Below are 22,488 nucleotides of genomic sequence, written 5' to 3' on the forward strand. Positions count from 1 at the left end.
ATGAAAATCAACTTAATAATTGTTGTTGCCACGGTAATGCAAATAAGCCAAATGTATTCTAATGTAGTATTGCCGGCAATTTTTGCCGATAATATGGTATTGCAACGAAATGCTGATGTCGCAATATGGGGTTGGGCTAAACCAGGAGAAACAGTCAAGATCTCATCAAGCTGGGATGTTGCGGAATACTCTGTAATCCCAAATAATAGGGGTTTTTGGAAGATTACAATTTCAACAAATGAAAAAAAAGGCAGCCAAGAATTAGTAATTGAGGGATATAATAAAATTACTCTTAAGAATATTTTGTTGGGTGAAGTTTGGTTGATTTCAGGGCAATCAAATATGGAATGGAGTGCAGCGGCAGGAATTGAAAATGGTGAGCAAGCTATCCAAAATTCAAAAAACGACTCGATAAGATTTTTTACGGTAAATCACAAAACTGCTCGATTTCCTCAAGATGATCTAAATGGGAGCTGGGTAGGGTGTAAGCCTGAAACCATGAAAAACTTTAGTGCAGTAGCCTATTTTTTTGCTCAAAAATTGAATAAGGAACTTCAAGTTCCCGTAGGTTTAATTGGATCAACCTGGGGTGGTACTCCAGCCGAAACATGGGCTCCTAAACAGGCTATTGAGCGTGACAGTATATTGGTTAAAGCGGCAGGATTACTGCCTGAAACAGAATGGGGACCAAAAGAACCTGGGTCTATTTACAACGCAATGATACATCCATTAATGAACTTCAAAATTGCCGGAGTACTGTGGTATCAAGGGGAGTCAAATACAGTAAACTCTCAATATTATGAAAAAATGTTCACTACCCTAATTGAAAGTTGGAGGGTTCAGTTTAACGAAATTATCCCTTTTTACTTTGCCCAAATAGCACCGTATAAGTACGAGACTGAATTTTCTGGTGTTCAAATTAGGGATGCTCAAAGACGTGCTTTGAGACTTGCAAAAACGGGAATGGTTGTAACAAGTGATATAGGAAACATCAATGACATTCACCCTAAAAATAAAAAGGAAGTAGGTATACGATTTGCAAATCTTGTGATGGCTGATAAATTCAAAAAAGAAATAAAGGCATACCCGCCGCTTATTCAAAAAGCTACAAGCGACAAAAATAAAATTATTCTAAACTTTAGTAATGCAGAACTTTTACACATTGACAAGAATAATAAAGCTAGTCAGTTTGAAATTGCAGGAGCAGATAAAAACTTTCAACCTGTAGATTTCAAAATAAAAGACAACCAGATTTTTCTTAAAAAAGGAAAACTGGAACATCCGCTTTTTGTCCGTTATTCTTGGGCAAATTCAAGTGTACCAAATATCTTTAACGCAAGAGGCTTACCTACTTCTAGTTTCACTATAAAAATAGAGTAGTTATTCTTTTAGTAAAAAATGGGTTTTAAGACTAGCGTTTGAATCAGTACCTACAAAGATTTCAAATTCTCCTGACTCTACTGTAAAGTTTCCGTCTTGATCATAAAAACCCAACTCTTCGCTGGTTAGACTAAACTTTATGATTTTAGATTCGCCTTTTTTCAGCTCTACTAATTGGAAACCTTTGAGTTCTCTTACCGGCCTTACTATTTTTGCAAAAAGATCACGAATGTATAATTGTACAACCTCTTTACCATCATAATCGCCGGTATTACTAAGTTCTACACTAATTTGCACTTCTTCATTTACAGCGTAGCTTTCTTTTTCTACGTTGAGATTGGAGTAGTTAAAAGAGGTGTAGCTTAACCCATAGCCAAAAGGGAATAGTGGAGCGTTTTCTATGTCGCTGTAGTGTGACCAGAAAACCATATTTGCACCCGGTTGAGGATCTACAGGTCTTCCTGTATTTTTATGGTTATAATAGATAGGAATTTGACCCACATTTCTGGGGAAGGTCATTGGCAATTTACCACTAGGGTTGTAGTCACCATAAAGAACCTGTGCTACTGCGTTTCCTGTTTCGGTACCTAAATGCCAGGCTTCTACAATTGAGGGGATGTGTTCAGCAGCCCATTCAATAGCCAGGGGTCTCCCGTTATTAAGCACTAGAACACAATTTTTATTAACCTTAAACACTTCTTCCATTAATTCTTGCTGAACTCCTGGAAGGTCTAATTGTGTTCTACTACGTCCCTCGCCACTCTGGAATCCGTGCTCTCCCAAAACCATTATAACAACGTCAGCAGCTTTTGCAGCTGAAAGGGCTTCTTCAAAACCTCTTTTATCTGTAGTGTTAAATTCAAGTTCGTTGATAAATGTAGGCTTATTTGTAATTAGATCGGCCCCTTTTTTAAAGATCAATTCATTTCCCGTATACTGCTTTAAACCTTCTACTATTGAAACACCGCTACTGTCTTCAGAAGCAATGCGCCAACTTCCCAAAACACTGTTGCTATCATCAGCAAGCGGACCTATTACTGCTATTTTTTGACCATTTTTTTTAAGGGGTAGTAAATTGTTTTCATTTTTTAAAAGCACTATAGATTTTTTGGCCATATCCAGAACGGCTTTGCGGTTTTCTTCACTACCAATAGTTTGTAATTCACGTTCTGCATCACAATATTTATAGGGATCATCAAAGAGGCCCAACAGAAACTTTACTTTTAAAATCCTGCGAACGGCATCGTCTATTAATTCTTCCCGTACTGCCCCAGTTTGAATCAGCCCAATCAATTCATCAACAAAGGAAGAGGACTCCATATCCATATCTACACCTGCTTTTACCGCCTTGTTTGCGGCATCAGCCTTATCCCTTGCATAGCCGTGAGTTACCATTTCTTCTATAGAAGCCCAATCTGAAATAACAAAGCCTTGAAAACCCCATTTATTTTTTAATAAGTCCCGTAAAAGGTACTCGCTTCCTGTAACAGGAATACCGTTGAGTTCATTAAAACCTGTCATAAAGGTACTTACACCGGCCTGGTTTGCAGCCTTAAACGGTGGGAGTACCATATTATGTAAAGTGACAGTGCCTATATCTACTTTATTGTATTCTTTACCTGCTTCAGCAAAACCATAAGCTGCAAAATGTTTTGCAGTAGCCGCAATTGTGTTAACGGCATCTAGATTTTTTCCTTGAAAACCTTCAACGCGTGCTCTTGCAATTTTGCTACCCAGATAAGGATCTTCACCGGCGCCCTCCATTACTCGTCCCCAACGCGGGTCCCTAGAAATGTCGACCATTGGAGCAAATGTCCAGTTGATACCCGATGCAGCAGCTTCTGAAGCAGCAACCGCAGCAGATTTTTTGATTGCCTCAATATCCCAGCTGGCTGCTTCTGCAAGTGGAATTGGACTTAAGGTTTTATAGCCGTGAATAACGTCAAAACCAATAAGTAAAGGGATGCCTAAACGACTTTCTTCTACAACTAGCTTCTGGACTTCCCTCACCTGATCTACCCCGCGAACGGTCAACATAGAGCCAACCCTACCGCTCTTGATATCCTCATATTTTTTTGCTGCATTTCCATCTTTGGGTGAGGGGCCTGTTACATCCCAGAAACCATTATATTGATTCATTTGACCCACTTTTTCTTCAAGGGTCATAATTTTTAAAATGGAATCTACTTTAACATCGATGGAGTCTGTTTGCGATCGTTGCATTTCTGATAAATTTGAAGTGTTTGCAAAACGAAAACTGTTCAAAAAAATAAAAGCACTTAGCCCTAAAGAAATTGATAAGCCCCATTTTATCCAATTAATCTTGTAGGCCATCGTTGTATTTTTTAATAAGGTTTAATGTAGAGGTGTCTGAAGCAAAAACAGAATTTAAGCCTTGCGGTTCCTGAGGGGGATCTGCACTAAAATCATCTCCTACTTCCCATTTTCCATTCTTTTCATTTGTTTTGGCGAAGCCCGCAAATCCCCAAAAATTTAGACCTGATAATACCGATTTTTCTTTAGAGCTTATTTCAATAAGTTGGAATAATTCTCTATAGAATGTATTTCTATTACCAATAGAGGCTTTCTTAGAAAGGCTTTCCTTCGCACGTGGAAAACCGAACTCTGATATAACTATTGGTTTATTCAGTTCCCGGGCAACCTGTAGATGTTCTTGTATGTAATCATTTGCTTTTACAATAGAAGATTTTAAGGACTCCTCTTCGTTATTCGGGTCGTACCACTGCCAGTTCTTTGGCCACATATGCATCGTGAGATAGTCAATATTGGGATTTTTATGAAGCATCTTATAGGTATCTATTTCCTGAAGATAACTGGCCTTACCTTCAGCTCCGGTAGATATTAGTGTGTCTGGATCTAAATTTTCTAAAAGGGTAACGACTTCATCTAGCCATTCTTTAAAAGGTGCTCGATCCTCTTCTGTAAAAATCCGGGGTTCATTGGCAACTTGCCAGGACATAATGGTATTGTCTTCGGTATATTTTTTTCCATTTATAGAATTGGTTCTCCCCAGAATGAATCGGATATGGTTTAAAAACGCTTGGCGACAGGGTGTACAGGTGTGAAATTGTTGCGTATACTTAAAATAATCGGGCCAGGTGTATTTTTCCAGAAAGGGATTTGCAACTTCCCCATATCCATTCCAATTTAGGTATGCAGACATTCCTCCAGACCAAATCCAATTATTATTTAAGTATAACACCGCATACATATTGCGTTTTCTCATCTCTGCCAGCAAAAAGTCCAGACCTTCAAGTAAGTCTTGATTATACTCGCCCTGCGTGGGTTGCAATGCGGGTTTAACCTGGAAGTCTTCGTTTCCGCCTTCAGCCCCTACCAATATTCGTAGATTATTAATTCCTAAACTATCCATTAAATCAAGTTCACGAACTAAACGTTTTCGATCACCTATATTTGGTGCAGCTATGAGAGGGCCATACCAATAGTTAGCACCTATAAAATAGTATGGCTGGTCACCCTTGTAAAAACGCCCGTCATCAACCCTTATTTTTTCAATACTTCCGCAGGAAGTGAACATAATAAGCAACAATGCCCAAGTATAGAACCTCCAACTTATATTTTTAAATGTCGTCTTCAGGTAAATCATAAATATCTGGCATATCTGTTAATAGCATAGTTTTTTCCTTTTCCCTAAACTTCAAAAAGTCATCTGCTCCCCGGGCTCCTGGTACAGGTACCGTATAAGAGTCTTGATAATTTTGCCAAAACATCATAAAACCTAAATTTATGTCCTGTTTGGTAAGTACTTCATAAACGTTTCTGGAGTAAAAATCTGAGGCTAATTGATCTGAAGGAGACACAAAATACCCGGTTTCTGTAAATGCAGCAATTTTGTTGCGTTTTTCTGCAAGGTCTGACACCACTTTTAATTTTTGATTGGCAAGACTTATCAATGACCCATTTTGTGCGGCTAAATCCCCATAATTATCCATCCCTACCACGTCTACGTATTCATCTCCAGGATAGCGCGTTAAATAGCTGTTTTCGGTAGTATAGCTGTTATCGGGTGAAAAGGCGTACAACATATTACTTACGTCTAAATCATCACGCAAATAAGAAACCGTAAACCGCCACAGATCAATGAATTCCTGAGGGGAACTATAAGCGGCGCCCCACCAGAAAAAGTCTTTGTCAAACTCGTGGAATGGTCTAAATATTATAGGAATGAGTGTGCCGTTTGTACTTTTAAGATTTTTTGTAAAAGTGGCTACCTTTTGTAATTTCTTCTTATAATACTCGTGATTCTCACCACCCGGCAGAATACTTTTGAAGGCATTTTGTTTCTGATCTGTTGTCATTTCAGAAGTATAGAAGTGGTCTCCTTCATAGGGTTCTCTAAGGTGCCAGCAAAAGATGTTTACCATTCCTTTATCAAAAGCTTCAATGGCTTTTGAACGGATGTGTTGCTCTTGTTGATAGAACCAGTTGTTGGGCTGCTCGTCATTTGCATCATCTGTGATAAACATAAAGTCTGATCCTAACATTCCAGGATCACTACCGGTTAGTTTTTTCATGTCAGACATTCCACCGTTATTCTGATAAAATGCACTGAAAGCGTCCTGCTGACCTACAATATAACTTGAGTATGACAAAGATTTAAGGTTATAAAACAAAGCAATAGTCTCTGGTGTGGCGCCAGCATCTACCATAAATGAATACGCAAGGGAAGGAGGGAAACCTATTTCTGGTTGTTCTTCAGAAACCGGAGGTGTAGCGTCTATTTCTTCCATAAACTCTTCGTCTTTTGAACAGCTTACCAAGAAAAAATTCACAATAAAAAGTGATGTTAATATTCTTTTCATAATTCTAAATTAATTTGATTAATACCATACAAGCCCTGGAGTTATGATAGGGAGCTTTCCACATACTTACTTTATCCTCAGTGGTATAGGGCTCTTGATTTTCATTTAGGCGAAAATGCCATTCGCCGTATTTACTATCTATAAAGTGTTTTTTTGTGTAATTCCAAATGTCAAGTTGCGCGTTTCTAAATTGAATATCTCCAGAAAATTCATAAGCATATTGCAGGCCTACCAAAGATTCCATTTGGGCCCACCAATGTCTATCAGTATCAACGTTACCTGTATCAAGATCAACTTCATTTATAATTCCTGATTTGGGTATATAGGCTTGTTTTAAAAAGGTTTTAGCAACCGCAACACTGATTGATTTGGTTTCTAGTAGTAATTTGGGGTTGGCAACTGCTTTACAAGCCTCTGTTAGAAGCCAGATTGCTTCGATATCATGTCCGTAAGAAACAATTGCTTTTGTACGATGCCAATTTTCATCAAAAAATAAGTGAAAATGTTGACTAGTTTCGTCATAAAACCGATTTAGAAAAAGCACTATTAAATTTTCCAAAGCTTCAAGTACTTTGGTGTTTTTAGATATTTGAGCAAGAGTGGTATATGCTTCCAGGATGTGTAAATGGGTATTCATGGTCTTAGCCGAGTTATCCTCTTTTTCGCTCAACCGCACATCAGTTATTGGGCTCCAATCATTTTGAAAGGCTTCCAGATATCCATTGTTTTTTTGATCTCTAGCCCGAGTTTCTACCAGGTCAAATAAGGATAGTGCCCAATCTTTAGCTTCTTCTGTACCGCTTAATCGGTAATATTCAGATAAAGCATATATTCCAAAGGCCTGAGCATAGATTTGTTTTCGGGTATTTTTAGGTTTGCCCGTGTAATCTAGTTCCCAATAGAGGCCATTATGGCTGGGATCCTGAAAATGATCTTTTAAATATTCATAAGCTCTGTCCGCATAAACTTTAAGGGATTCATCTTTATTAAATTTACCTGCTGCAGAAAATGCCCAAAGCAAACGCGTATTTAAAATAATGCCTTTATCAGCCTTTGGTATTAATTTGTTTTTAAAATCCCTTCTTCCGTAAAAACCGCCATTTGATTCATCTAAAGTATTAGATTTCCAATACCTTAGAATTTCCCTAAGCTCGTTTTCAAGCTCGCTTTTAAATTTTTGATTTGCATCATTCGGCATCCTTAAAGATTTTGTTGCGTTCAATTTGTGCCAGGATATTTTGAACTGAGCCTGAAGATGTAAAGGTGTCCTGAGGGGTGTTTTTTACATAGTCAATGAGTCTGTCTATAGAAGAAACAGCAACGTGAGAGCGTGTGTCTGATGAGGCATAATAGATGAGTATTCTACCATCATCATCAAGAATCCAACCATTACCGAACAATACATTTGGTACATCGCCCACGGTTTCTTTATAGTCAGGAGCCATAAAATATCCTGCTGGTTGATAGATAACTTGTTCAATACTATCTAATGCAGTCATAAATAAATAAAGTGTATAGCGTAGACCTCCTGCAGTATTTCTTACGCCATGAGCCAGGTGGAGCCAGCCTTCTTTTGTTTTTATTGGAGCGGGACCCAGACCATTTTTTAATTCATAAATTGTATGATAGGCTTTGCGATTGATTATTTTCTCACCCTCAAGTACTGGATTTTTCATGTCTTTTATGTACCCTAGACCAATACCACCACCTTTGCCGACTTCAATAAAACCGTCTTGTGGACGGGTGTATAGCGCATAGTTACCGTTTATGAATTCTGGATGCATGACTACATTGCGTTGTTGTCCGGAATTTGAGATTAGATCAGGTAAGCGTTCCCAATTTTTTAAATCCTTTGTGCGCACGATTCCTGCATTTGCAACAGCAGCAGTGGTGTCGAGAGGTTTTGACTTGTCTTTACGTTCGGTACAAAAAATACCATAGATCCAACCATCCTCGTGTTTGGTAAGACGCATATCATAGACATTGGTGTCAGGCTCATTGGTTTGCGGTAATGCAATGGGCTTGTCCCAAAATTTAAAGTTGTCAACTCCATTATTGCTTTCTGCTAACGCAAAAAAGGATTTTCTATCATTCCCTTCAACACGAACAGCTAAAATATACTGACCATTCCATTTAATCGCACCCGGATTAAATGTGGCGTTTATACCAATGCGCTCCATCCCAAATGGATTTGTCTCGGGGTTAAAATCGTAGCGCCATTCTAAAGGAGCGTGTTTATGGGTGAGAACCGGGTTTACGTACCTTTTGTAAATACCATTTGATTGGTCTTCCGGGTAATTTTTTTGTGCCAGGAAGGTTTGAAAGTCACTAACCAAATGATCATAATTTGGTATTTTTTTTGTTTTTGGTTTTTTATTTTCTGTAATGGACATAACTTATTTACTACTTATATTATTTTCAATTTTAATGGTGTCCCACCAGGTTCTTTTCAATACTATAATGCACACAACTAGTATTGCACAAGAAATGAGGAAATGCATATTTTCGTGAAGTATCAGGTAGATAGGGATAACAACTAGTAATGTTTGAGCTACCGTGCCCAGCACTACATTAAACATATCTCTTGTAAAACCTTTGTTTCTTGAAAACCCGGGATCTTCTTTTTTTAGTTGTTTGTACACAGGTTTCCAGTATCCCCAGGGTCTTGTTTTTTTATAAAAATCCATAAGTACCCTTTGATCGGTTGGAGGGGCAGAATAAGTTCCAAGAATACTACCAGCAATCGAAATAAGAAGGATTATTGGGAAGTAATAAAGATCTAAAGTATCTGTAAATAATGGAAAGATCATAGCAGGGATCATTCCTGATAGCATTCCCCAGAAGTAGCCTTCACCATTAAACCTCCACCAGTGCCACTTTAAGACATTAGACACCACGTAGCTGCCATAGAGTGCCGAAACTATCCATTGCAAAATAGAATTGACATCCTGTATAAAAAAGCCGAGAATAATACTTACAATTACAACAGCGAGGCCACTGCTATAGTTCATTTTCTTAATTTTCGAATGACTAGCTTGAGGATTGTAGTGCTTTAGATAAATGTCGTTAACAAGATATGCCTGAGCTGCATTTAAGGTTCCGGCAAAAGTTGACATGAATGCGGCAAGTAAGCCGGCAAGTAATAAACCTAATAAACCAACAGGTACAAATTGCTCTATTGCCGCAGGCAGTATTTTTTCAAAATCAAGTATACCGGCAGTATAAAGATCTAAATCATCATAAAATAAAATTGCCAGAACCGAGAAGCCACCTACCATTAGATATCGGGTAGGAATTAATGCAGCAAGTGAAAAAGCACTCATTTTTGCAGCCTCGAATGGCGATTTAGTAGATAAAATTTTCTGCATGTCGTAATTTGGAGCAGGCCCTGCGATGCTGGCGAGAATTCCTTTAAAAAGCATCAGCATGAAGAATATGGTGAAAAGGGAGTATCCGTCAGATTTTATTTTGGCATTAACCTCATCGATAATTCCTGTCCAATCCATATTTAATTTCCAGTCAAAAAATGGATTCATCCAGCCATTAGGCACATTAAGCTGATTGGAGCCCATAGCCTGCCAGGCAATAATTGCAATGGCTATTGATGACACCGTCATTATCGTGTATTGTAAAACGTCTGTCCAAACAATACCTGACATCCCTCCTAAAACAGAGTAGAATACTGCAAATAATGTAAAAATAATACCATAGAAATGAGGAATATAGTTAGGTGGGATATTGAAGGGTATGTATTGGGACACTATTTCCCAGGGAATAAATATTTCAACAAATTTACCCAGTCCTATAAAGCCATAAGCCAAAAAACCCAAACAACTGAGTATTGCAAAAATGACAATTATTGTATGAGATCTTTTACCTCCTTTACCATTGTCAAATCTAAATAAAATCCATTCTGCACCAGTAGTAACATTAGATCTTCTAAGCCAGACAGATAAGTAAACCATTAAAAATACTTGGTTAAAAACAGGCCATAACCAGGGTATCCAAATACTTTTGAGACCGTAAACGAAGGTTAAGGTCACGAGCCACATGGTTCCAGATATGTCAAACATGCCAGATGCGTTTGAAAGGCCTAACATATACCAGGGCAATGACTTGCCTCCCATTAAATAGTCATCTTTGCTTTTCTGAGCTTTTTTTCTTAAAGCCAGACCTATCAGAATGGTTCCGATCAGATAGAGTAATATGATAGCTATATCCCAACCTTGTAGCATTTAATATGTTTTTTTAGAATTAATATTCTTAACCTTATTTAGAAATAGCGTTTCTTTATAACCAGCAAACTCTTTAAAATCTTCCGCTGAAATATCATCTCGGTACACCGAAAAATAATGATCTAGTCGCGCATTTCTCCAAAGCAGGACCCAAGAAATTCCACTATTTTTTATACCTGGATACAAGGTTTTTGTCCACCAGTTTTTATCATTTCCAGGCCTCGTATTTCCTGTTTCAGTAAGTGCAAAGGGTTTATTTTGACGGGCGGCCTTTTCCTTAAGTATCAAAAGGTTATTTTGAATAGTCGCTATAAAGGTATCCTTATCACCATAATTATAAATATCAACCCCAAGGATATCTACATATTGATCGCCCGGATAATAGGTGTCAAATTCTTCTGGCGAACTCAATGTATTCGGGGCATAGGCAAAGAGCAAATTATTTACCTCGTTTTCTTGTAATAGTTGAAAGGTCTCTTGCCATAAGCTTTTGTAATCCTCAGGACTGCAATTTCCTTTGCCCCACCAAAACCAACTTCCATTCATTTCATGGAACGGTCTAAAAATTACAGGAATGAAATTGCCTTTTTTTGATTTTAAGGATTTAAAAAAGTTTGAGAGGTTAGTTACCCAGCCTTCGTAACGTTTTCTATATTCCCCACCTTTTAAAATTTCTTTTACAGTGGCCGTGGTATCCCAAGAGCTCCCTAATGATTTGGGATTGTCTAAATGCCAACTAAATGTAATTATCGCACCATCGTTGTGTAGTTTTTGTATATGCTTTCGCATTACATTAAATGCTACCGTGTCTAAATTGTACTCTAGACCAAGTTCAATGTGGCCTAAATCATAACCATGTACCGCTGGCATTTTACCGCTAACCATTGCGATGTCACTTTGTAAAGTATTAGGAGTGTCGCTCTGATCCCAGTTAATTCCGTACATAGTTGCATCTTGATGGCCGAAAGCGATGCCTTTGTATGGGATCTCTTTTAAGCGTTGCAGCAGAATTTTTGAAGTTAAATCAGCATTAGGATTTGCTGTTTTTATGGTATCAAAATTTGCATTTTTTAATCCTGAACACGACGTTAGTATTAAAAAGCTGCAAAATAATATTATAAATTTGAATAAAATATTCATTTATTTTTAATAAATTTTAATGTAAATGATAAAATAATATAGATTTTGTTTTGTCATCCATAAATTATCTTTAAAATTACCTAGATTGTATTATTGTTAATATTTCTTCAAAATGTTAATGATTTCCAAAATTACCGTCAATCTAATTATTGGATTAATAGAATTTTGTCATTTCATAATAAAATAATTTCTAAAAAGACTTTTAATGCAAAAAGACATACACAGGGAAATAACTCCACTAGCTCCTGAAGACAGTTTTTTAGTATTTGATAGAATAAAAGATGATTTTGATTTTCCAATTCATTTTCACCCAGAATTTGAGTTGAATTTTATCTTAAACGGCGAGGGCGTGCGGCGTATTATTGGCGATCATTTGAGTGAAATAGATACTATTGAGCTCGTTTTGGTGGGGCCTAATTTGCAACATGGTTGGGAAATATATAAATGTAAGAATCAAAATATTCACGAAATCACAATACAGTTTCACAATGATTTATTTGACGACCGACTTCTTAGTAGGAGAATCATGAAACCGATTAAAGATATGTTTGAGCGCTCAGCGCATGGTATCTTATTTTCAAAAAAAATAGCTGAAGAGATTAAACCAAAGATTTTAAAACTCTCAAAGATTGATAGTATTGATTATTTTCTAGAGCTTATATCCATCCTACACGATTTAGCAAATTCAAGAAACCAGCAACTATTATCAACGTATATATCAGAAAATAAGAATTTTGAGAATAGCGATAAAATCAAAAAAATTTACGAATACGTTCAAAACAATTATCAAAATAAAATGAGCCTCAATGAAATTTCGGATTTGGTAAATATGAGTCCGGTTTCGTTTAATCGATTTATAAAAAAGCGTACCGGTAAAACATTCATAGAATATGTTAATGACACACGTATAGGCTATGCTTCAAGATGGTTGATTGAAAAGGAGTTGAGTATAGCTGAGATTGCATTTAAATGTGGCTTTAATAATATAGCGAATTTTAATAGGGTTTTTAAAAAAACAAAAAACTGCACTCCCAGCCAGTTCAGACAAGAATTTAGTGGGATAAAAAGAGTTTTATGATTATTAAGATGCGTTTTGGATATTTCTTTATACCGGTTTTTTTAATCTTTTTTTTTAGTTGCCTTTGTAATTTATATGCTCAGCAGGAACTAAATCCTGTTGAAAAATACGGGAGATTAAGCTTTAAAGATGGACGTCTCAGGGATACGCGTGATAATATAATCGTGCTCAGGGGCATGTCGTTGTTTTGGAGTCAGTGGCAACCTCAATTTTATAATGAAGATACGGTAAAAAACTTAAGGGATTTTTGGAAAGTAAATGTCGTGCGTGTCGCTATGGGTATAGAACACGGTGGTTATCTGGAAAACCCTAGAGAAGAGAAAAAAAAAGTGTTTAGTGTAATTGAAGCAGCGATCAAATACGGTATCTACGTGATTGTAGACTGGCACGACCATCACGCTGAAGATCATCTTCAACAGTCAAAAGAATTCTTTAAGGAATTGAGCGCTAAATATGGTCAAGTACCTAATCTAATTTATGAAATTTATAATGAACCGCTTAATGTATCCTGGACAGAGGTACTCTTGCCTTATCATCAACAAATAATTACCACAATACGAAAAAATGATAGTGAAAATCTTATAATTTGTGGAACTCCTAATTGGTCTCAGGGTGTTTTAGAAGCTTCAAAAAATCCTTTAGAGGGTTTTAATTTGGCATACACTCTTCACTTTTATGCCGGTACTCATAGTGCAAAGCTTAGAAATCAAGTAAGTGAAGCTTTAAAAACTGGGATGTCCATATTTGTTACAGAATTTGGTACTACACTCGCTGATGGGGATGGACAGGTATTTTATAAAGAATCAAACATCTGGTTAGATTTTATGACCAATAATCAGATTTCCTGGTGTAATTGGTCAATATCTAATAAAGCCGAGGCATCTTCTGCCCTATTACCCCAATCTGCTAGTAGTGATTTAAATAACCCAAGGTATTTTAGCGAATCAGGTTATTTTATTTATAATAGACTTACTCATTAAGGTTTTAGAATTTATTTTATCAAATTTTTAAATACTGCTATTCTCAAAAAATGCAGTGATATCCTACCTTATCTTAATATTCTGGATTACTTATTCTTACGCCTTTTAGATATTCGAAAAAATATCATTATTAAATGATAAAATAATATTAACAAAAGCTTAACCATCCTCATAATTTTGATAATGAAATATTATGGGTAAATATTTGTCGAAGCCCTAATAAATAAACGGGTATTTTATCAAACTCATAATATTAGTATCAATTCAACAATTTTCTCAATAATGCAAAAAAAAATAATCAAACGTCAAGGCGGTATGAAACGTATAAGTAAGATGATCACTTTTGCGCTATTCTGTCTATTAACTCAGTTAAGCTTGGCTCAACAAAATGTAGTAGAAGGAACAGTAACAGATCAAAACGGAAATCCACTGCTGGGTGTAAATGTTATACAAAAAAATACTAGTAACGGTACGGCTACAGATTTTGACGGAAACTTTCAACTCAATGTACCTCAGGATGGCATTCTTGTATTTAGTTTCATTGGATTTGAAACTAAGGAAGTTGCTGTTGATCAGAGACAAAGAGTTGATGTTGCGCTGTCTGAAGATTCTGAAAGTTTGGATGAAGTTGTCCTAATTGGTTACGGAACGCAACAGCGACAAGATGTTAACGGATCAGTATCTAGTATTGAATCTGACGAAATCGAAAATATTCCGCAGGTAAGTATAGACCAATTGATGCAAGGCCGAGCCTCTGGGGTTACCATTAGTCAAAACTCAGGAAAGCCTGGAAGCGCGGTTTCGGTTAGGATAAGAGGTATAACTTCAATTACTGGGAATAACGAACCATTATATGTAATTGATGGTGTGCCTATATCTGGTGATTCACGTAATACCAGTACAAGTGGGCGGACAGCAGCAGCAGACTTTGGGGGGAACGGACAGACAGGTACAAGTCCATTGGCCGGATTAAACCCTAATGATATTGAGTCTGTTGATATACTTAAGGATGCTTCAGCTACTGCAATTTACGGTTCACGAGGTGCGAATGGTGTTGTAATTATAAAAACTAAGACAGGAAGTCGGAATAAAGCAGGTTCTTTGAAATACAATACCTATTATGCTCTTCAAGAACCCCAAAAATTGCTGGATGTAATGGATCTTCCTACTTACGCCCGACTACAAAATGCATTGGCTGTAGAGTATGGGACTGAACCACGAATTGAATTTACAACGATTGAGAATCTGGGAGATGGCACTGATTGGCAGGATGAGGTATTCCAACAAGCTATTTTAAAGAGTCATCAAATTTCTTATTCACAAGGATATGAGAAAGTAAACTACCTTATTTCTGGTAGTTACTTAGATCAGGAAGGAACCGTCTTGGGCTCTGGCTTTGATAGATTGACTGTACGGGCGAATATTGATGGCAATTTAAAAGATTGGCTGAAGGTAGGTGCTAACCTTACTGCAAGTAGAACAAGTGAAGATATCACATTAAATAGTAATCGTAATGGTATTGTCAGTTTGGGGTTACTTCAGGCTCCAGATGTGGCGGTGCGTAATCCAGACGGTTCTTTTGCTGGACCGCCAGATGAACCAGGGGCAATTGAAGGCAGTATCAATCCCGTAGCTTTAGCACTGGAAAGAAGTAATTTCTTACTCACCTATAATTTACTGGGTAATTTCTATTCTGAGTTTACCCTTATAGATGGTCTAACATTTAGGAATGAAATAGGAGGTAATTTAACATTTGGCACAAACACTCAATTCACTCCAACTTACGAATGGGGGAGATTTGTCAATGAAAATGCAACGTTATTTGAAAAAAGGGAGAAAAGTCATTTTTGGATTATTAAAAATTATTTTAATTATTCAAAAAACTTTGGAGATCATAACCTAAATGTTTTGTTAGGTCAAGAAGCACAGGAGTCCTTCTGGGAAGGTATTCAGGCTCAAGGTCAGGGCTTTGTCAATAATGACATTCAGACCCTTAATAATGCAAATTCAATAGTAAGCTACGATGCCTATCAAGGCAGCACTGCTTTAAATTCATACTTCGGAAGAGCAAACTATTCATTCAAGAATAAATACAGTTTAACAGCAACCTTGAGGGCAGATGGCTCCTCTAAATTTGATCCTCAAGGAGGTAAGCAATGGGGTTATTTTCCATCATTTGCGACATCTTGGAAATTGTCAAATGAACCATGGATGGAAAGCTTTAACGAGACGGTTGATAATATTAGATTGAAAGCAGGGTATGGTGTTGTAGGTAATCAGGGGATTGCAAACTATCTTTATGGCTCTAGCTTAAACAATACTCCTACGGGCATAGGACTTGGATATTTAGTTAATAATATTCCAAATCCCGATTTAAAATGGGAAGAAACCAGACAAACCAATTTAGGGATAGAGTTTACACTTTTGGATAACCGATTCAATGCTACAATCGAGGTGTATAATAAGGTTTCAAAAGACTTTTTATACCAGTTACCTCTGCCAGTCTTCCTAACTGGGCCTGATAATTATTTAGGAGGAATTTCTGCTCCTTTTGTCAATCTGGGTGAAATGAATAATAAGGGTATTGATGTTTCTATGGGTTATTCAACTTTACAGACTAAAGATTTCTCATGGTCAACCAATTTCAATATATCTCATTACAGAAATGAAGTAACGGAACTTTATAACGAAAGTCTGGAAGTTTTACGTTCTGTTACAACTGGGTTTTTATCATCTCCAATTACCAGAACAGTTGAAGGTGAGCCTTTAGGGAAATATTGGGGTTATAAAGTTGCCGGAATATTTAGAACCCAGGAAGATATTGATGGAGCGCCTGTTCAATTTGGGATCCCGTTTTCTGATGAACTAGGTGATAACAGCCTCGGTGATATTCAATATGTTGATGTAAATGAGGATGGTGTTATTGATGAAAAAGACAGAACCTATATTGGTAACCCTCACCCAGACTTCACATTTGGATTTACCAATAACTTTAAATACAAAAATTTTGATCTTAGTATATTCCTACAAGGATCTTATGGTAATGATCTATTGAATTTGACACGAAAGGAAACGGTTGGTCTCTCTAGATTATATACAAATCAACTAAATATAGCGCAGGATTACTATACCCCAGATAATATTGATGCTGCTTTTCCAAGACCAAGAAGGGGAGATGATAATCAAAATTTATTTATTTCAGATCGGTATGTTGAAGATGGGTCATACTTGAGAATACAAAATGTTAGTCTGGGCTATAATCTCCCTCAAACCTTTTGTCAAAAATTTTACCTATCAAATCTTAAGGTTTATGGTACTATACAAAACCTTTACACTTTTACAAATTATTCTGGATATGACCCGGAGATAGGATCATTTAATGGTGATGCACTGCAAATGGGGGTTGATCGAGGGAGATACCCAATACCCAGAACATTTACTCTAGGTTTAAATGTTGAATTTTAAAAAATAAATTACGATGAAATATATAAAGTATAACAAACTGTTTTTACTGTTTTTGGTGTTTTTTTCGCTGGTATCTTGTGACGATGAATTCTTAGAAAGACCACCAGAAGACGGTATTGCTTTAGACAATTTTTATTCAAGTGAAGAAGAACTAGTAGCTAATACAAATAGCCTTTATGGAGCAGTATGGTTTAATTTCAATACTAAGGCATTTTGGTCAATTACAGAGTTGAGCGGTGGTAACGCACGTACTTTCTCTGGGGACGTAGTAAACTTTTTCAACTTCTCAATAACAGGCGATAACACTGTTTTAGCCGATGGTTGGGGTTCTCTATGGGGTGTCATTGCTCAATCAAATGCAATAATAAATTTTACTGAAAGTAGAGTAAGTCCATCGGTTTCTCAGGAAGCAGTAAACAATACAATAGGTGAAGCACATTTTATGCGAGCGGTTGCTTATTTTTATTTGGTTAGGATTTGGGGATCAGTGCCCATAATTGAAAATAATCTAGATTATGTCTACGATCCTCAGATCCCTAAAAACCGAATAGAAGACATTTACGAGTTTATAGAGCGTGATCTTCAGTTTGCAATTGATAATTGCTATCCAAAGGTGCGCGGTGGTAATTATTTAGCAAATGCCCACGTCTCAAGCGGTTCTGCTAAAGCATTAAAGGCAAAAGTTCACCTCTATCAAGAGGAATACGATCTAGCACGACAACTAAGCCAAGAAGTAATTGCGAGCGAAGAATTTCAATTACTTGATGATTACAATAATCTATTTTTAACAGAGTTCAACAATAATGAAGAATCTATTGCAGCTATGCAGTGGACATCTCAGGGTTATGGTGTAGGTAATGCAATGCAGGCTTCTTTTGCTATAAGTAGCGCCATAACTGGTACCGGGGATGGTTATGGAGTGATAGGGCCAACAATTGATTTGCAGGAAGCTTATGAAGATGGTGATGAACGTAGAAAGGCAACTATAATGCTTGCCGGAGATTTTTATCCCAACATCAGGGCAGCTGATGGGGGCTACACAGTACCAGATGATATAAATGCTCAGAACACAAAAGCAGGTATTAAAAAATATGTGGTTGGTACACCAGCTGATAACAATGGTAATTCTGCAACGCAGGCTGCATCTAACAATACCTACATAATGAGGTATGCCGATGTATTATTAATTAATGCCGAAGCAATTTTGGCAGGTGCTGCTTCAACAAGTGATGTTCAGGCGCTTGAATCTTTTAATAGTGTACGTTTACGGGCAGGTCTGGGTAGTCTGCCTTCAATTACACTTGATGATATTTTACAAGAACGTAGAATTGAATTTGCTATAGAGGGGGATTATTGGTTTGATTTAGGACGAATCGACCGTCAAACAGCCATTAATATTATAAGCAACCAGGAAAGAGGAACTTATAGTAATGAAGAACCACCTGAAATATTTACAGAGATGTATACTCCGGAAGCAGACGATTTCCTGTTGCCCTATCCTGCAACAGACGTGGCTTTAAATCCAAGACTGCTTGAAGAACCAGTTCCTTATGAGTTTAATTAAAAAACAGTGATGATGAAGAAAATTAAATTTTTTAAACAGCAAATCAGTTGCGGCGGTATTCTAATACTAGCCCTAATGTTAAGCCTGGGGTTAACCTCTTGTCAGCCCGATGATACAGGTGGTCTAGAAGCAACCGGCCCACCTAGTATAACAAGTGTGGCCCTTACAGCAAGAGACTCTACCACTACAGTAGGACTTCGTCAAAATTCCTATACCATTTATGGAGAAAACTTAGCCACGACTCAAGAGGTTTATTTTAATGACACGGAAGCCTATTTTAACCCAACATTGGTTACAAATAATGTTATTATTACAAGTATCCCTGAAGATGCACCCTACTTTGACGCCAGCGATGAGTTGCGTGTAGTTACATCAGAAGGTGTTGCGACAACTTTCTTTATGATTGAGCAACCAGCTCCTAGAATTACTTCATTTGCGCCATTGGCAGCAAGTGCCGGGGATATTGTTACCATTCAAGGTGAGATTTTTGAAGGTCTTGAATCCGTGCGATTTGGAGATGTTGAGGCTGAAATAGTTTCATCTACCACTACGGAAATACAGGTTGCAGTACCTGAAGGAATCGTACAGGCCTTTTTGTTTGTAGAAACAGCAGGGGGCATATCCCAGAGTACGCAATCCTTCGGATTTAAATTTGTGGTTTATGACGATGCATTAGCTCAAAGCTGGTGGATTGGGGGTTGGTCTGGTTCAGAAGATTTTGAAAGTACTGAGCGTGTAAAACGAGGTGATTTCTCGATCAAGAGAACCTATGAGGGAGGTTACTCAGGTTTTCAAATTGGCAATGGTGGTGCCACCATTGATCTTGCTGATAAGCAAGCCGTTAAAGTATCTATATATGGAGGAGAAGGAATCAACGATGTAAAACTCGTATTAAACGGAAATTATGACGCAGGTGCAGTAATAACTATCAATCAGGGAGAATGGAACGATTTTACAATACCATTGTCACAATTGGGCTCTCCAGCTACACTTAACGAGATTGTCATTCAGGAATTTAGTGGTGCTGCCCCATCAGTAATTTATATAGATGACCTGGGATTGATTTAGACTTTTATCCACTAATTATATTCAAAGTATTCCCTGTTTAAGCAATTTAAGCAGGGAATATTATTTTAATTTTTATACTATGAAAAACCTTTTTTTTATTTTTTTTATCACAGTGTTGAATTTTGAAAGCTATGCTCAGAAGTTTGATAATATTGCCGAAACGCCACCTATGGGTTGGAATAGTTGGAATAAATTTGCTTGTAATATCAATGAACAAGTTATCAGAGCTGCTGCTGATGCAATGGTATCTAGCGGCATGAAAGATGCTGGTTATGAGTATATTGTAATAGATGACTGCTGGCACGGTGAGCGGGATGCTGATGGTTTTATTCATGCAGATAAGGAAAAATTTCCTTCCGGTATGAAAGCTTTAGCAGACTATATTCATAGCAAAGGCCTTAAGTTTGGGATATACTCAGACGCAGGGACTGAGACCTGTGGCGGTGAGCCTGGAAGCCGTGGTCACGAATATCAAGATGCCATTAAATATGCATCCTGGGGTGTCGATTATTTAAAGTACGATTGGTGTAATACAGGAAAGCAAAACGCCGAAGCTTCTTACACAACAATGAGAAATGCTCTTTATAGCGCTGGTCGCCCAATTTTGTTTGCAATTTGCGAATGGGGTGATAACAAGCCTTGGGAATGGGCCCAGGATATTGGCCATATGTGGAGAACAACTGGGGATATTTATGCTTGCTGGGATTGTGAAGAAGATCACGGAGACTGGTCATCTTGGGGCGTGCTTAAAATTTTAGATATGCAGGATGGCCTTAGAAAATATGCCGGTCCCGGGCACTGGAACGATCCTGATATGATGGAAGTGGGAAATGGGATGTCTGTTGCTGAAGATCGCGCTCATTTTGCTATGTGGTGTATGCTCTCGGCTCCTTTAATAGCAGGAAATGATTTAGCAGATATGAGCGCAGAAACAGTAGCTATCCTTACTAATAAAGATATGATCGCTATCAATCAGGATTCTCTAGGGATTCAAGGCTTCAAATACAGTAGTAAAGAAGGACTTGAAACGTGGTTCAAGCCTCTCAAAAATGGAGACTGGGCTGTAACGTTTTTAAACCGGGCAGATCAAGAACATCAGGTAAATTTTAATTGGGAAGATCATCAAATAGAGGACCCTGATTTTGAATATCGCGTTGATTTTAAAAATACGTTATTTTCTGTAAGGGATATTTGGGCACAGAAAGACTTAAAAACAACGAAACACGCTTTAAATGCACGAGTTGCACCACACGATGTGATTACGCTTCGCTTAGTTAAAAAATAAATATATCTCATTAAAAAAAAGCGGCTGTTTAAAAGCAAATTCTAGAGTCAATTCGATCTCAGTTTAAGATTTAAAAACTTTTAGACAGCCTTTTCTTATAAACTTTTATTCTACTCTTCTAAAAGTTTCAAGCAATTAATCAGCGCTCTAAAGTTGTGGTAATTAGCTTTCCAAACATGACCTTTAAGATTGTTTTTCGTTTCCGGTTTGCTGTCCTGGCCCCATTCATACCAGCCTCCATAGCGATCATCCATAAAAAAGGTGTTTACGTACTCCCATAAATGAATGAAGTAAACGCCGTAGTTATGGCTGTCATTTGGGAAATGGTGTTGCATGATCAGGAGAGTGTTTAAACCTTCAGCTTGTGACCACCAGTTTTTGTCTGAATTTACGATGGTGAGTGATTGATCTGCACCGAAATAATATCCGCCGTCATAGAAGCCCCCAAATGCTTTGTCCCAACCATTTTCAATAGCATGGTCTACCATCATTTTCCCTTTTAGTAACGTTTCTTCAGTATCCTTACGCTTCAGGATTTCAGAAGCTTCCAGCATTAAATATGCGATTTCTACATCGTGACCAAACGAAACATGATCCAGATAATAGTGTTTTTTTATGATATCTTTTGTCTCCTCATTAAAGGTTACTGGGGTCCAGTCTGGCTCAAAAAACAGATTCATATAATTTCTATCATTCACGATAGTATTTCTAATGAGTAACAGTAGTTCTTCAAGTCTCTCTGCTACAAGTTTTTCTGGCCACACTTTGTACAATTCGGTAAAAGCTTCCAGCAAATGTATAGAGCTGTTTTGATCTTTATAACCTATTTCTGACGTAGAATCAAATGTTGAATCTCTAAGAATGGGAGAGCCGTCCCTATTTAAAGATTGGTAATATCCTTTATTAATGGGATCGTGACTATGTTCTTCAAGCCACAAAAATGTTTTCTTTGCGAGTTCGAGGGCCTGCTCATCTTTAGAAACCCTATAATATGCCGCCAGCCCGTAAAGTGCAAAGGAGTTTCCATAGGCCGTTTTTTCTTCTCCTTTTTTGGCAATTGGTTTTCCCTCCTTAGACACAAGATTGTAAAAACCACCAAATTTTTGATCCCACATTACCTCTTTTAAAAATTTAAAGCCGTGTGCGGCATAGTTTAAATAGTCATCTCGATCTGAGAAAAACTCAGCAGTTAAAGAACACGTCCAAATGTGCCGCGCCTGAGTGACAATCATCTTATTATGCATTTCTCCTAATTTAAAGTCATAAGTGATTTCGCTAAAATAACCCCCATGTTCATAATCAAGAACTAAGGGGTACCACTTATCAATCATATTGTCTGTTACATCAATTCTCATTTGAGAACGTATAGCCTCGAGCGCATTGCTGTTTTGACAAAAACTGATTGAAACGGTAAAAAATACCAGGCAAAAAAGAGTTAGGGTTTTCATT

General features: G+C 37.4%; 15 protein-coding genes. 7 read left to right on the forward strand and 8 right to left on the reverse strand.

Translation table 11 applies throughout. The features are described 5' to 3' along the window. A complete protein-coding gene (locus CJ305_RS01875) occupies nucleotides 1-1,380 on the forward strand; it encodes a sialate O-acetylesterase (protein ID WP_099644531.1) in 1,380 nt (459 codons plus the stop codon). On the opposite strand, the gene bglX is transcribed toward CJ305_RS01875, so the two are convergent. Genes bglX through CJ305_RS01910 form a run of 7 tightly spaced genes read right to left on the reverse strand, consistent with a single transcriptional unit; the run spans nucleotide 1,381 to nucleotide 11,599 of the window. Further along, the gene (gene bglX, locus CJ305_RS01880) at nucleotides 1,381-3,714 is read right to left on the reverse strand and encodes a beta-glucosidase BglX (RefSeq protein ID WP_099644532.1); all 2,334 of its coding nucleotides are present in this window, start codon (nucleotides 3,712-3,714) and stop codon (nucleotides 1,381-1,383) included. Then, nucleotides 3,698-4,951, reverse strand: a complete 1,254-nt coding sequence (locus tag CJ305_RS01885) for a glycoside hydrolase 5 family protein (protein ID WP_223248779.1) — start codon at nucleotides 4,949-4,951, stop codon at nucleotides 3,698-3,700. The genes bglX and CJ305_RS01885 overlap by 17 nt, the downstream gene beginning before the upstream one ends. 31 nt (nucleotides 4,952-4,982) lie before the next feature. After that, nucleotides 4,983-6,224: a glycoside hydrolase family 26 protein gene (locus CJ305_RS01890; protein ID WP_099644534.1), complete on the reverse strand. Its 1,242-nt coding sequence runs from the start codon at nucleotides 6,222-6,224 to the stop codon at nucleotides 4,983-4,985. Nucleotides 6,225-6,228: 4 nt separating this feature from the next. Next, nucleotides 6,229-7,422, reverse strand: coding sequence for an AGE family epimerase/isomerase (locus tag CJ305_RS01895; protein ID WP_099644535.1), 1,194 nt, complete (start codon nucleotides 7,420-7,422; stop codon nucleotides 6,229-6,231). Then, a complete protein-coding gene (locus CJ305_RS01900; protein ID WP_449543895.1) occupies nucleotides 7,412-8,560 on the reverse strand; it encodes a glycoside hydrolase family 130 protein in 1,149 nt (382 codons plus the stop codon). Before CJ305_RS01900 ends, CJ305_RS01895 begins: the two co-directional genes overlap by 11 nt. A gap of 60 nt (nucleotides 8,561-8,620) precedes the next feature. Further along, the gene (locus CJ305_RS01905; protein WP_099644537.1) at nucleotides 8,621-10,459 is read right to left on the reverse strand and encodes a sodium:solute symporter family protein; all 1,839 of its coding nucleotides are present in this window, start codon (nucleotides 10,457-10,459) and stop codon (nucleotides 8,621-8,623) included. After that, nucleotides 10,460-11,599 (reverse strand): glycoside hydrolase family 26 protein, encoded by a 1,140-nt coding sequence (locus tag CJ305_RS01910; protein WP_099644538.1) that lies wholly within the window; start codon nucleotides 11,597-11,599, stop codon nucleotides 10,460-10,462. Nucleotides 11,600-11,804: 205 nt separating this feature from the next. Between CJ305_RS01910 and CJ305_RS01915 the strand changes: the two genes are divergently transcribed. From CJ305_RS01915 to CJ305_RS01940, 6 genes are all read left to right on the forward strand, one after another. Continuing rightward, nucleotides 11,805-12,677, forward strand: coding sequence for a helix-turn-helix domain-containing protein (locus CJ305_RS01915; protein WP_099644539.1), 873 nt, complete (start codon nucleotides 11,805-11,807; stop codon nucleotides 12,675-12,677). Then, nucleotides 12,674-13,657, forward strand: a complete 984-nt coding sequence (locus CJ305_RS01920; RefSeq protein WP_099644540.1) for a glycoside hydrolase family 5 protein — start codon at nucleotides 12,674-12,676, stop codon at nucleotides 13,655-13,657. Before CJ305_RS01915 ends, CJ305_RS01920 begins: the two co-directional genes overlap by 4 nt. Nucleotides 13,658-13,939: 282 nt before the next feature. Further along, nucleotides 13,940-17,122: a SusC/RagA family TonB-linked outer membrane protein gene (locus tag CJ305_RS01925; protein WP_099644541.1), complete on the forward strand. Its 3,183-nt coding sequence runs from the start codon at nucleotides 13,940-13,942 to the stop codon at nucleotides 17,120-17,122. 13 nt (nucleotides 17,123-17,135) lie between these two features. Then, nucleotides 17,136-18,686: a RagB/SusD family nutrient uptake outer membrane protein gene (locus tag CJ305_RS01930; protein WP_099644542.1), complete on the forward strand. Its 1,551-nt coding sequence runs from the start codon at nucleotides 17,136-17,138 to the stop codon at nucleotides 18,684-18,686. Between the two features lie 156 nt (nucleotides 18,687-18,842). Next, complete coding sequence (locus CJ305_RS01935) at nucleotides 18,843-19,754, forward strand: IPT/TIG domain-containing protein (protein WP_189319360.1); 912 nt, start codon at nucleotides 18,843-18,845, stop codon at nucleotides 19,752-19,754. Between the two features lie 79 nt (nucleotides 19,755-19,833). After that, complete coding sequence (locus tag CJ305_RS01940; protein ID WP_099644544.1) at nucleotides 19,834-21,039, forward strand: glycoside hydrolase family 27 protein; 1,206 nt, start codon at nucleotides 19,834-19,836, stop codon at nucleotides 21,037-21,039. 110 nt (nucleotides 21,040-21,149) lie between these two features. Here the strand turns inward: CJ305_RS01940 and CJ305_RS01945 are convergent, their stop codons facing one another. Continuing rightward, nucleotides 21,150-22,487 carry an AGE family epimerase/isomerase gene (locus CJ305_RS01945; RefSeq protein ID WP_099644545.1) on the reverse strand — a complete coding sequence of 446 codons (1,338 nt, stop codon included), beginning with the start codon at nucleotides 22,485-22,487 and terminating at the stop codon, nucleotides 21,150-21,152. Between the last annotated feature and the right edge of the window lies 1 nt (nucleotide 22,488).

The sequence above is a fragment of the Leeuwenhoekiella nanhaiensis genome, assembly GCF_002744755.1.
GTDB classification, from domain to species: Bacteria; Bacteroidota; Bacteroidia; order Flavobacteriales; family Flavobacteriaceae; genus Leeuwenhoekiella; species Leeuwenhoekiella nanhaiensis.

Excerpts from the sequence above, each read along its gene's own strand:
- CJ305_RS01875 (WP_099644531.1), top strand. The coding sequence starts at position 1 with ATGAAAATCAACTTAATAATTGTTGTTGCCACGGTAATGCAAATAAGC.
- bglX (WP_099644532.1), bottom strand. The coding sequence starts at position 3,714 with ATGGCCTACAAGATTAATTGGATAAAATGGGGCTTATCAATTTCTTTA.
- CJ305_RS01890 (WP_099644534.1), bottom strand. The coding sequence starts at position 6,224 with ATGAAAAGAATATTAACATCACTTTTTATTGTGAATTTTTTCTTGGTA.
- CJ305_RS01895 (WP_099644535.1), bottom strand. The coding sequence starts at position 7,422 with ATGCCGAATGATGCAAATCAAAAATTTAAAAGCGAGCTTGAAAACGAG.
- CJ305_RS01905 (WP_099644537.1), bottom strand. The coding sequence starts at position 10,459 with ATGCTACAAGGTTGGGATATAGCTATCATATTACTCTATCTGATCGGA.
- CJ305_RS01910 (WP_099644538.1), bottom strand. The coding sequence starts at position 11,599 with ATGAATATTTTATTCAAATTTATAATATTATTTTGCAGCTTTTTAATA.
- CJ305_RS01915 (WP_099644539.1), top strand. The coding sequence starts at position 11,805 with ATGCAAAAAGACATACACAGGGAAATAACTCCACTAGCTCCTGAAGAC.
- CJ305_RS01920 (WP_099644540.1), top strand. The coding sequence starts at position 12,674 with ATGATTATTAAGATGCGTTTTGGATATTTCTTTATACCGGTTTTTTTA.
- CJ305_RS01925 (WP_099644541.1), top strand. The coding sequence starts at position 13,940 with ATGCAAAAAAAAATAATCAAACGTCAAGGCGGTATGAAACGTATAAGT.
- CJ305_RS01930 (WP_099644542.1), top strand. The coding sequence starts at position 17,136 with ATGAAATATATAAAGTATAACAAACTGTTTTTACTGTTTTTGGTGTTT.
- CJ305_RS01940 (WP_099644544.1), top strand. The coding sequence starts at position 19,834 with ATGAAAAACCTTTTTTTTATTTTTTTTATCACAGTGTTGAATTTTGAA.
- CJ305_RS01945 (WP_099644545.1), bottom strand. The coding sequence starts at position 22,487 with ATGAAAACCCTAACTCTTTTTTGCCTGGTATTTTTTACCGTTTCAATC.